The following is a 10,999-nucleotide window of genomic DNA, read 5'->3' as shown; positions in this document are numbered from 1 at the left end:
CGGGCGCCACGTGGCGCCCCGGCTGGCGCAGCGGCTGCGGGATTGGCAGGGTAATCGGCAGGAAGGCTGGTACCGGATCGGGCACCGCCTGCCGGCTGAACGCAAAGGACTGCGGGATACCTATCGAGCGCATGCCAAACCGTCCGAGCAGGCTGCCTTCGGCGGGACCGATGAACAGCACACCGTCGACGTGGGTCAGGCGCTTGAGCACTTCAAAGACCTGCTGTTGGGTCGACAAGTCGAAATAGATCAGCAGGTTGCGGCAAAACACAAAATCGTAGGCGGGCTCATTGGCCAGCAGCGTCGGATCAAGCAGATTACCGACCTGCAGCCGCACCTGCTCCAGCACTCGCTCGTCGAGGCGATAACCATCGTTTTCAGCTGTGAAATAGCGCTCGCGAAACTCGATGTCCTGGCCGCGAAACGAATTCTTGCCGTACACCGCGTGCCGGGCTTTCTCCACCGAGAGCGGGCTGACGTCCATGCCCTCGACCTTGAACTGATGCGGCTTGACCCCGGCGTCGAGCAGAGCCATGGCCATTGAGTAAGGCTCTTCGCCGGTTGAGCACGGTAAGCTGAGAATCCGCAGGGCGCGCATGTTGTTGATTTCAGCCAGGCGCCTGGTCGCCAGTTTTGCCAGGGTAGCAAAGGACTCCGGGTAACGGAAAAACCAGGTCTCGGGCACGATAACGGCTTCGACCAGCGCCTGCTGCTCGTCCCGCGAGCCTTGCAGCCGGTGCCAGTATTCCTCGGCGGTCAACGCATGGTTAGCGGCGCTGCGCTGGCGCACAGCGCGCTCGATGATGGCTGGCCCCACCGACGTCACGTCGAGGCCAATGCGCGCCTTGAGGAAGTCGAAAAACCGCTGGTCGCTACTCATGACTGCTCCTCAAGCAACGCGGGGTCCAGAGGCTGCGCCGGAAACAGCAGCGCACGCACCGAATCGTCCAGCAGATCGGCAACCCGTACCCATTGCAGCAAACCCTGGGCATCTTCGCGCACCGGCCCGAGGTACGGAGCCTGGCGATTGTCGAGGCCATACGGCTGGAACTCCGAAGAGTGACAGCGCAGGGTGTCGGTGGCCTGCTCCAGGATCAACCCGAGCAGTTGCGCCGGCGCGGTTTCATCTGCGCGGTAATGCACCAGCACCAGGCGCGTGCTGGTACGTGCCTGTGCCGGTTGACCGAAGGTCAGCGCACTGAGATCGATCACCGGCACGACCGCGCCGCGATAGGCAAACACCCCGGCCACCCAGTCCGGCGCCTTGGCAATTGGCTTCAACGGCACGCGCGGCAGTACCTCTGCCACTTCGATCGCTTGCACAGCATAGCGCTCGTCGCCGATGCGAAACACCAGAAACAAGGACTGCTTTGCCGGCGCCACGACGGCCCGTCTACCCGCGAGTTCGCTCATCAGACTTTGAATCGCGACACGCCGCCACGCAGGCCCACGGCCACCTGGCTCAGTTCGTCTATGGCAAAACTGGCCTGGCGCAGGGACTCGACGGTTTGGCTGCTGGCATCACCCAGTTGCACCAGGGCATGGTTGATCTGTTCCGCGCCGGTGGCCTGTGCCTGCATGCCTTCGTTGACCATAAGCACCCGCGGCGCCAACGCCTGGACCTGATGGATGATCTGCGACAACTGTTCGCCAACCTGCTGCACCTCGGACATGCCGCGGCGCACTTCCTCAGAGAATTTGTCCATGCCCATGACGCCCGCCGACACCGCCGACTGGATCTCGCGCACCATCTGCTCGATGTCGTAAGTGGCCACGGCGGTCTGGTCCGCCAGACGCCGGACTTCGGTGGCGACCACGGCAAAACCGCGGCCGTATTCCCCGGCTTTTTCCGCTTCGATGGCGGCGTTGAGCGACAGCAAGTTGGTCTGGTCGGCCACCTTGACGATGGTCACCACCACCTGATTGATGTTGCCGGCTTTCTCATTGAGGATCGCCAGCTTGGCGTTGACCAGATCCGCAGCCCCCATCACCGAATGCATGGTGTCTTCCATGCGCGCCAGGCCTTGCTGGCCCGAACCCGCCAGCACCGAGGCCTGGTCGGCAGCAGTGGAGACTTCAGTCATGGTGCGCACCAGGTCCCGCGAGGTCGCGGCGATTTCCCGGGATGTTGCGCCGATCTCGGTGGTGGTGGCCGCTGTTTCGGTGGCCGTGGCCTGCTGCTGCTTGGAAGTGGCGGCAATCTCGGTCACCGAGGTCGTCACCTGCACCGACGAACGCTGCGCTTGCGATACCAGCGCGGTGAGCTCGGTCATCATGTCGTTGAAGCCGGTTTCCACTGCGCCAAACTCGTCCTTGCGATCAAGGTTGAGACGGCCGCTGAGGTCGCCGGTGCGCATGACTTCGAGGATTTGCACGATGCGGTTCATCGGCGCCATGATGGCGCGCATCAACAGCAAACCGCACAAACCGGCGGCCAGTACAGCGACCAGCAGGGAGATGCCCATGATGATCTTGGCAGTGAGCACCGAGTTATCGATGGCAATGATGTCCTGGTCAGCCACGGCCTTGTTCTCGCGGATGATATCGTTGAGCTTGACCCGCCCGGCTTTCCAGGCAGGGACCAATTGCTCGTCGAACATGCGGATCGCCTCGACTTCCTGATTACGCTTGTGCAAGTCGAGCACCGCGACCAGGATCTTGTTGTAGTCCTGGTGCAGTTTTTCAAAGGCGGTGTAATCACGCTGGTCGTCATCCGTGGTGACCGTGCCGCGGTAGTTGTTCATCTGCTCCTGCAAACGGGCCTCGAAGGCATTGAAATCGGCTTCGTCCGCAGCACTGACACCCTGCCCTTCCTTGAGTCCGAGCATGTGCTGGATCTGTATGAAACTGTCGGACCAGGCGCCGCGGATCATCGAGCTGTAATACACCCCTGGCAACGCATCGTCACGAACGCTGGCCTCACTTTCCTCGATCTTGAGCAGACGAGAATAAGAGACGATGACCATCAGCAGCATGATGGCGATGATTACCGCAAAGCTCGCCAAAATGCGTTGGCGCAACGTCCAGTTCTTCACAGTCATTCCTCGGGGCCGTATCAAATGCTGCCGAGTATAGCTGAGGGTGGTGTTTCATTTATAAGACAGATGCGCACCAGTTCTCATCTCGATGAATGAGGAACGCGGCGTGCCTGAAGATGCCGTCGCCAGCAAGCTGGCGCCTACAAGGAAGCCTGGCGCACCTGCTTCTCCAGTTCGGCCTTCAATCCCGGCTCAAGCTTGAGCTGGCGGGCCAATTCGTCCAGGTAGGATTTCTCCATGAAGTTCTCCTCATCCACCAGCATCACACTGGCGATGTACATTTCGGCTGCCATCTCCGGCGTGCTGGCGGCTCGGGCGACGTCGGTCGGGTCCAGCGGTTTGTTGAGTTCGGCGTGCAGCCAGTGTTGCAATTCCTGATCATTGTCGAGCTTGGTGAACTCACCTTCGATCAGCTCGCGCTCGCGCTCATCGACATGACCATCCGCCTTGGCCGCCGCCACCAGCGCCTTGAGAATCGCCTGGCTGTGTTGCTCGACCTGGGCGGCCGGCAGACGATCCAAGGTTTGCGGCTCCTGCCTGGATGCAGTGCCCTGCTGCGCCTGCCAGTTGCCGTAGGCCTTGTAGGCAATAACGCCAAGTGCCGCGAGGCCGCCGTAAATGGCGACTTTGCCGCCGACCTTGCGCACTTTCTTGTTACCCATCAACAGGCCCATGGCGCCCGCAGCCAATGCGCCGCCGCCGGCGCCGGACAGCAGACCGCCGAGACCTCCAGATTTACCGGAACCGCCGAGCAAGCCGCCCGATCCGCCGCTGGCTGACTTGTTGTGCGAGCCTGCGGCCTTGTTTTGCAGCATGTCCTGGCCAGACTTGAGCAGTTGATCGAGTAATCCACGGGTAATCATGTGCGCCTCCAAACATTCGGTCGCTGGACAAATAAGGCCATCAGCCTAGATCGAAAGTGCCCGTAGCCCCCGCGAGAGAGTGCGTCCGGATGTTGCCTATACCCAGAGGCAGCCCTCCGACCCATCAGAAAAAAAGATATACACTCCTACGAATCTAAAAATAGCGCCCACCGGGTAACGCCTCATGATGACCTTGCGTCAGATCCGTCATTTCATTGCAGTGGCCGAAACCGGCTCGATCTCTGCCGCCGCGCAAACTGCATTCATTTCCCAGTCAACGCTGACTCTGGCAATCCAGCAACTGGAGCAGGAGATTGGCGTGAGCCTGTTCAACCGCCATGCCAAGGGAATGACGCTGACCCACCAGGGACATCAGTTCCTGCGCCAGGCGCACCTGATCCTGGCAACCGTGGATAACGCCAAGCGCAGCCTGCAACAGAGCACCGATCAGGTCGCCGGACAGTTAATCGTCGGCGTGACCAGCCTCGTCGCCGGTTACTACCTGGCCGATCTTCTCACCAGATTCCAGCGCGCCTACCCCAATGTCGAAATCCGCGTGATGGAAGACGAACGGCCCTATATCGAACATTTAATGGTCAGCGGCGAAATTGATGTCGGCGTGCTGATTCTCTCCAACCTCGAGGATCGCCACGCGTTGCAGACCGAGGTACTGACGCATTCGCCCCACCGCCTGTGGTTACCCGCCCAGCATCCGCTGCTGGAACACGACAGCATCAACCTGGCCGACGTCGCACGCGAGCCGCTGATCCAGCTGAACGTCGATGAAATGGACCGTAACGCTCATCGCATGTGGTGCAGCGCCGGACTGCAGCCGCGCATCACCTTGAAAACCGCCTCAACCGAAGCAGTGCGTAGCCTGGTTGCCGCCGGGCTGGGGGTTTCGATCCAGCCGGACATGACTTATCGCCCATGGTCGCTGGAGGGCGACATCATCGAAGCCCGCCCTATCGCCGACCTCAGCCAGACCCTGGATGTCGGCTTGGCCTGGCGTCGCGGCACCGCTAGGCCACCCTTGGTCGACCCGTTCCTGACGGTTGCCCGTGAGCAACCCCACGGCGGCCGCAAGCCATCTATTTAATCGAACGCCACCTTCAGTATTTAGTATTTGTCGACCTCGGGGCCTAAGACTAGTCTTGTTACATCTATATAAGACGGCCGGGCCCCTGTCACTGGGAGCACCATGGCCACACAAGAAAAGAGAACCCGAAAAATGGCTGGCGCGCAGACCCCGATCTTCACCGCGTTACTGATCGATGGCGAACTGGTCGCGGGCCAAGGCTTTGTCGAACCGATCCTCAATCCCGCTACTGGTGAAGTGTTGACGCACATTGCCGAAGCCAGTACCGAGCAGGTCGAAGCAGCCATCCTTGCGGCTCATCAAGCCTTTGGCAGCTGGTCGCGAACCACGCCGCAGCAGCGTTCGGTGCTGCTGCTGGATATTGCCAACGCTATCGAAAAAAACGCAGACCTGCTGGCCCGCCTGGAGTCGTTGAACTGCGGCAAGCCCTTGCACTTGGCCCGCCAGGATGATCTAAGCGCCACTGTCGATGTCTTCCGTTTCTTCGCTGGCGCCGTGCGTTGCCAGACCGGCCAACTCAGCGGCGAATACCTGCCAGGCTACACCAGCATGGTGCGACGCGATCCGATCGGCGTCGTTGCCTCGATTGCGCCCTGGAACTATCCGATCATGATGGCCGCGTGGAAAATCGCCCCGGCGCTCGCCGCCGGCAACACTCTGGTATTCAAACCTTCCGAACACACACCGCTGTCGATCCTGGCCCTGGCGCCTGCGCTGTCCGAGATCCTGCCACGCGGTGTGATCAACATTGTGTGCGGCGGCGGTGAAGGTGTTGGCAGTCACTTGGTCAGCCACCCGAAAGTACGCATGGTGTCGCTGACCGGCGATATCGTCACCGGTCAGAAAATACTCCAGGCCGCATCAAAAACGCTGAAACGCACGCACCTCGAACTCGGCGGCAAGGCCCCGGTGATTGTCTGCAACGATGCGGATCTCCAGGCCGTGGTCGAAGGCGTGCGCACCTATGGTTATTACAACGCCGGGCAGGATTGCACCGCAGCTTGCCGGATTTATGCGCAGGCCGGTATTCATGACCGGCTGGTGGCCGAGCTCGGCGCCGCCGTCAGCAGCCTGCGTTTCGCCGGCAAGCGCGATGCCGACAATGAGATCGGTCCACTGATCAGCACCCGCCAGCGTGACCGCGTGGCCAGTTTTGTCGAACGGGCCCTCGGCCAGCCGCATATCGAACGAGTGACCGGCGCGGCAGTGCATTCCGGTGCCGGTTTCTATTACCAGCCAACCCTGCTCGCCGGCTGCAAACAGGCCGATGAAATCGTCCAGCGCGAAGTGTTCGGCCCGGTCGTCACCGTGACCCGCTTCGATGAACTGGAACAAGCCGTGGATTGGGCCAACGACTCGGAATACGGCCTCGCGTCGTCGGTCTGGACCCAGAACCTCGACAAGGCGATGCAGGTTGCCGCGCGCTTGCAATACGGCTGCACCTGGATCAACAGCCATTTCATGCTGGTCAGCGAAATGCCCCACGGCGGCCTGAAACGTTCGGGCTACGGCAAGGACCTGTCCAGTGACTCACTTCAGGATTACAGCGTGGTGCGGCACATCATGGCCCGCCACGGACAGCATTTATAAAAGCGCACTACGCTAACAATTAGCCGTAAAGGCATTGGCTTGACCCCGTTCAAACTGCCCCGACCATAATTAAAGAAGAGGGAAACCCCATGTTCGTGCACAAGACCGCACTGCTCAGTGCAATCACCACCGCGCTGCTGGCCAGTGCCAGTATCCAGGCCGCCGAACCGCTGAAAGCCGTTGGTGCCGGCGAAGGCCAACTGGATATCGTGGCTTGGCCCGGCTACATCGAACGGGGCGAAAGCGACAAGGCATACGACTGGGTGACCGGTTTCGAGAAAGAGACCGGCTGCAAGGTCAACGTGAAAACCGCAGCCACCTCCGATGAAATGGTCAGCCTGATGGCCAAGGGCGGTTACGACCTGGTGACCGCGTCGGGGGATGCGTCGCTGCGCCTGATCGTGGGCAAGCGCGTGCAGCCGATCAACACGGACCTGATCCCGAACTGGAAGAGCCTCGACCCGCGCCTGAAAGACGCGCCGTGGTATGTGGTCAACAAACAGACGTACGGCACCCCGTATCAGTGGGGCCCGAACGTGCTGATGTACAACACCAACGTGTTCAAGACTGCGCCCACCAGTTGGAATGTGGTGTTCGACGCGCAGAACCTGCCGGACGGCAAGCCAAACAAAGGGCGTGTGCAGGCCTATGACGGCCCGATCTACATCGCCGATGCGGCGTTGTACCTGAAAACCGCCAAGCCGGAACTGGGTATCCAGAGCCCTTACGAACTCACCGAAACCCAGTACAAGGCCGCGCTCGACCTGCTTCGCGCCCAGCAGCCATTGATCCACCGCTACTGGCACGACACCACCGTTCAGATGAGCGATTTCAAGAACGAAGGTGTAGTCGCGTCGAGTGCCTGGCCGTATCAGGTCAACGGCCTGATGAACGAAAAACAGCCGATCGCCTCGACCATCCCGCAAGAAGGCGCCACGGGCTGGGCCGACACCACCATGTTGCATGCCGAAGCCAAGCACCCGAACTGCGCCTACAAGTGGATGGACTGGTCGCTGCAACCGAAGGTCCAGGGCGATGTAGCCGCGTGGTTCGGTTCGTTGCCGGCAGTGCCCGCCGCCTGTCAGGGCAGCGAATTGCTGGGCGCCGAGGGTTGCAAGACCAACGGTTTTGACCAGTTCGAGAAGATCGCCTTCTGGAAAACCCCGCAGGCTGAAGGCGGCAAGTTCGTGCCGTACAGCCGCTGGACCCAGGATTACATCGCGATCATGGGCGGCAGATAACACACCGCTTATCTGTGGCGAGGGAGCTTGCTCCCGCTGGAGGGCGCAGCCCTCCCAACAGGGTTGATGCGGTTTACCTGAATGACCGCGTTGACTGGTTTCGGGGCGGCTTCGCCACCCAGCGGGAGCAAGCTCCCTCGCCACAACAGCAATTTGATTCAGATTTTTCAGAAGTCCAGGCCGGGCCGCTGTGATAGCCCGCGCCTTTTCGGAGCACCGCACCATGACGCTTGCAGTCCAGTTCACCAACGTTTCCCGTCTATTCGGCGAAGTGAAAGCCGTAGACCGGGTTTCCATCGACATCCAGGACGGCGAGTTCTTCTCCATGCTGGGCCCTTCCGGCTCGGGAAAAACCACCTGTTTGCGCCTGATCGCCGGTTTCGAACATCCGAGCGCAGGCTCCATCCGTATTCATGGCGAAGAAGCCGCCGGGTTGCCGCCGTATCAACGCGACGTCAATACCGTATTCCAGGACTACGCGCTGTTCCCGCACATGAACGTGCGAGATAACGTCGCCTACGGCCTGAAGGTCAAGGGCGTGGGCAAGGCCGAGCGCCAGAAACGTGCCGAAGAAGCCCTCGACATGGTCGCCCTCGGCGGCTATGGCGAGCGCAAGCCGGTGCAACTGTCTGGCGGCCAGCGCCAGCGCGTGGCCCTGGCTCGCGCTCTGGTCAATCGTCCTCGAGTGCTGCTGCTAGATGAACCCCTGGGTGCCCTCGACCTTAAATTGCGCGAGCAAATGCAAAGCGAGCTGAAGAAGCTGCAACGACAGCTCGGCATCACCTTTATTTTCGTCACCCATGACCAGACCGAAGCCCTGTCGATGTCCGACCGTGTGGCGGTATTCAACAAGGGGCGCATCGAGCAGGTCGACACCCCGCGTAATCTCTACATGAAGCCGGCGACCACCTTTGTTGCCGAATTTGTAGGCACCTCAAACGTTATTCGCGGTGATCTGGCGCAACGGTTGAGTGGCAATCCACAGCCATTCTCCATCCGCCCTGAACACGTGCGCTTCGCCGAAGGTCCGCTGGCCAGTCACGAAATCGAAGTCAGTGGCCTGCTGCACGACATTCAGTATCAAGGCAGTGCCACGCGTTACGAACTGAAGCTGGAAAACGGCCAGACTTTGAATATCAGCCAGGCCAACAACCAATGGCTGGACATCAGCGCTCAGCACCAGGCCGGTCAGCGAATCAGCGCGCGCTGGGCCCGGGAAGCGATGATCCCGCTGCAAGACTACGCAGTCGGCGAGGTGTGAGATGAACACCTTGGCTATCCCCCAAACTCCGTCGGGCGGCTCGCCGTTGCGCAGGTTCGCCAACCTGCTGTACCGCCGGCCCAATCTGTACCTGTCGATGCTGCTGGTGCCGCCTCTGATCTGGTTCGGCGCGATTTACCTCGGCTCTTTACTGACCCTGCTGTGGCAAGGCTTCTACACCTTCGACGACTTCACCATGGCGGTCACACCCGACCTGACCCTGGCGAACTTCGCTGCGTTGTTCCAGCCGTCGAACTTCGACATCATCCTGCGCACCCTGGGCATGGCCATCGCAGTGTCGATTGCCAGCGCCATCGTGGCCTTCCCGATCGCCTACTACATGGCGCGGTACACCACCGGCAAGACCAAGGCGTTTTTCTACATCGCGGTGATGATGCCGATGTGGGCCAGCTATATCGTCAAGGCCTACGCCTGGACGCTGCTGCTGGCCAAGGGTGGCGTGGCGCAGTGGTTCGTCCAGCACCTGGGACTGGAGCCGGTCTTGCAGTTCGTACTGGGGATTCCTGGCGTGGGCGGCAGTACCCTGTCGACCTCACACCTGGGCCGTTTCATGGTGTTCGTCTACATCTGGCTTCCGTTCATGATCCTGCCGATCCAGGCCGCCCTTGAACGCTTGCCGCCGTCGCTGCTGCAAGCGTCCGCCGACCTCGGGGCCAAACCGCGCCAGACGTTCATGCAGGTGATCCTGCCGTTGTCGATCCCAGGCATTGCCGCCGGTTCGATCTTCACCTTTTCCCTAACCCTGGGCGACTTCATCGTGCCGCAGCTGGTAGGGCCGCCGGGTTACTTCGTCGGCAGCATGGTCTACGCCCAACAAGGGGCGATCGGCAACATGCCGATGGCCGCCGCCTTCACCCTGGTGCCGATCGTGCTGATCGCCATTTATCTGTCCATCGTCAAACGCCTGGGGGCCTTCGATGCACTCTGAGAAAGCTTCTATAGGATTGCGCATTGCAGCCTGGGGCGGGTTGGTGTTCCTACACTTCCCGATCCTGATCATTTTCCTGTACGCCTTCAACACCGAAGAAGCGGCATTCAGTTTTCCGCCCAAGGGCTTCACCCTGAAGTGGATCGGTGTGGCGTTCTCGCGCCCTGACGTGCTGGAAGCGATCAAGCTGTCCTTGCAGATCGCATCCATTGCGACACTGATTGCGATGGTGCTCGGCACGCTGGCGTCAGCCGCGTTGTACCGGCGGGATTTCTTCGGCAAGCAAGGCATCTCGCTGATGCTGATTCTGCCGATCGCGTTGCCGGGAATCATCACCGGGATCGCCTTGCTGGCGACTTTCAAGACGCTGGGGATCGAGCCGGGGATGTTCACCATCATCGTCGGCCACGCGACCTTCTGCGTGGTGATCGTCTACAACAACGTCATCGCCCGTTTGCGCCGGACATCCCACAGCCTGATCGAAGCCTCGATGGACCTCGGCGCCGATGGTTGGCAAACCTTCCGCTACATCGTCCTGCCGAACCTGAGCTCGGCGTTGCTGGCCGGCGGCATGCTCGCGTTTGCCCTGTCGTTCGACGAAATCATCGTGACCACCTTTACCGCCGGCCACGAACGTACCTTGCCGCTGTGGTTGCTCAACCAGCTCAGCCGCCCACGGGACGTGCCGGTGACCAACGTAGTCGCGATGCTGGTGATGATGGTGACCATGCTGCCGATCCTCGGCGCGTATTACCTGACTCGCGGCGGCGAAAGCGTTGCGGGTAGTGGCGGGAAATAGTCCCAGGACTGACACAACAATCCCTTGCAGGAGCGAGCTTGCTCGCGATGGACGTTAACGATGACGAGGGCGGCCTGAATGCACGCGGCGCCCTCAGGTTTATCGCGAGCAAGTTCGCGCCTACAAGGGTCCGGTTTGAAAACAAGAATTGCTTCAGAG

10 protein-coding genes are annotated in these 10,999 nt (G+C 60.8%); 6 read left to right on the top strand and 4 right to left on the bottom strand.

The window, feature by feature from the left end; genetic code table 11:
- From L9059_RS30005 to L9059_RS29990, 4 genes are all read right to left on the bottom strand, one after another.
- Positions 1-880, bottom strand: an 880-nt coding sequence (locus L9059_RS30005) for a CheR family methyltransferase (RefSeq protein ID WP_247295598.1), incomplete at its 3' end; no start/stop codon positions are given.
- The gene (locus tag L9059_RS30000) at positions 877-1,413 is read right to left on the bottom strand and encodes a chemotaxis protein CheW (protein ID WP_247295594.1); all 537 of its coding nucleotides are present in this window, start codon (positions 1,411-1,413) and stop codon (positions 877-879) included. The genes L9059_RS30000 and L9059_RS30005, both read right to left, overlap by 4 nt.
- A complete protein-coding gene (locus tag L9059_RS29995; protein ID WP_247295606.1) occupies positions 1,413-3,035 on the bottom strand; it encodes a methyl-accepting chemotaxis protein in 1,623 nt (540 codons plus the stop codon). The genes L9059_RS30000 and L9059_RS29995 overlap by 1 nt, the downstream gene beginning before the upstream one ends.
- Before the next feature lie 143 nt (positions 3,036-3,178).
- Positions 3,179-3,901 carry a tellurite resistance TerB family protein gene (locus L9059_RS29990; protein WP_247295592.1) on the bottom strand — a complete coding sequence of 241 codons (723 nt, stop codon included), beginning with the start codon at positions 3,899-3,901 and terminating at the stop codon, positions 3,179-3,181.
- Positions 3,902-4,085: 184 nt separating this feature from the next.
- Between L9059_RS29990 and L9059_RS29985 the strand changes: the two genes are divergently transcribed.
- From L9059_RS29985 to L9059_RS29960, 6 genes are all read left to right on the top strand, one after another.
- Entirely contained in the window at positions 4,086-5,000 is a 915-nt protein-coding gene (locus L9059_RS29985; protein WP_247295590.1) for a LysR family transcriptional regulator, read from the top strand.
- A 132-nt stretch (positions 5,001-5,132) separates the two neighbouring features.
- Positions 5,133-6,590 (top strand): gamma-aminobutyraldehyde dehydrogenase, encoded by a 1,458-nt coding sequence (locus L9059_RS29980; protein ID WP_247295601.1) that lies wholly within the window; start codon positions 5,133-5,135, stop codon positions 6,588-6,590.
- Between the two features lie 89 nt (positions 6,591-6,679).
- Positions 6,680-7,831, top strand: a complete 1,152-nt coding sequence (gene ydcS / locus L9059_RS29975) for a putative ABC transporter substrate-binding protein YdcS (protein WP_247295587.1) — start codon at positions 6,680-6,682, stop codon at positions 7,829-7,831.
- A 223-nt stretch (positions 7,832-8,054) separates the two neighbouring features.
- Positions 8,055-9,092 (top strand): ABC transporter ATP-binding protein, encoded by a 1,038-nt coding sequence (locus tag L9059_RS29970; protein ID WP_247295569.1) that lies wholly within the window; start codon positions 8,055-8,057, stop codon positions 9,090-9,092.
- A gap of 1 nt (position 9,093) precedes the next feature.
- Positions 9,094-10,041, top strand: coding sequence for an ABC transporter permease (locus L9059_RS29965; protein WP_247295566.1), 948 nt, complete (start codon positions 9,094-9,096; stop codon positions 10,039-10,041).
- The gene (locus tag L9059_RS29960; protein ID WP_247295563.1) at positions 10,031-10,840 is read left to right on the top strand and encodes an ABC transporter permease; all 810 of its coding nucleotides are present in this window, start codon (positions 10,031-10,033) and stop codon (positions 10,838-10,840) included. Before L9059_RS29965 ends, L9059_RS29960 begins: the two co-directional genes overlap by 11 nt.
- The last annotated feature ends 159 nt before the right edge of the window (positions 10,841-10,999 follow it).

The organism is Pseudomonas violetae, from assembly GCF_023072615.1.
Taxonomy (GTDB): Bacteria; Pseudomonadota; Gammaproteobacteria; order Pseudomonadales; family Pseudomonadaceae; genus Aquipseudomonas; species Aquipseudomonas violetae.
Note: the sequence above shows the minus strand (reverse complement) of the source record. Positions and strands in the feature narration are given on the sequence as shown.

What these genes read in the sequence shown, in the direction of transcription:
- L9059_RS30000 (WP_247295594.1), bottom strand. Translation starts at nt 1,413, where the DNA reads ATGAGCGAACTCGCGGGTAGACGGGCCGTCGTGGCGCCGGCAAAGCAG.
- L9059_RS29990 (WP_247295592.1), bottom strand. Translation starts at nt 3,901, where the DNA reads ATGATTACCCGTGGATTACTCGATCAACTGCTCAAGTCTGGCCAGGAC.
- L9059_RS29985 (WP_247295590.1), top strand. Translation starts at nt 4,086, where the DNA reads ATGATGACCTTGCGTCAGATCCGTCATTTCATTGCAGTGGCCGAAACC.
- L9059_RS29980 (WP_247295601.1), top strand. Translation starts at nt 5,133, where the DNA reads ATGGCTGGCGCGCAGACCCCGATCTTCACCGCGTTACTGATCGATGGC.
- ydcS (WP_247295587.1), top strand. Translation starts at nt 6,680, where the DNA reads ATGTTCGTGCACAAGACCGCACTGCTCAGTGCAATCACCACCGCGCTG.
- L9059_RS29970 (WP_247295569.1), top strand. Translation starts at nt 8,055, where the DNA reads ATGACGCTTGCAGTCCAGTTCACCAACGTTTCCCGTCTATTCGGCGAA.
- L9059_RS29965 (WP_247295566.1), top strand. Translation starts at nt 9,094, where the DNA reads ATGAACACCTTGGCTATCCCCCAAACTCCGTCGGGCGGCTCGCCGTTG.
- L9059_RS29960 (WP_247295563.1), top strand. Translation starts at nt 10,031, where the DNA reads ATGCACTCTGAGAAAGCTTCTATAGGATTGCGCATTGCAGCCTGGGGC.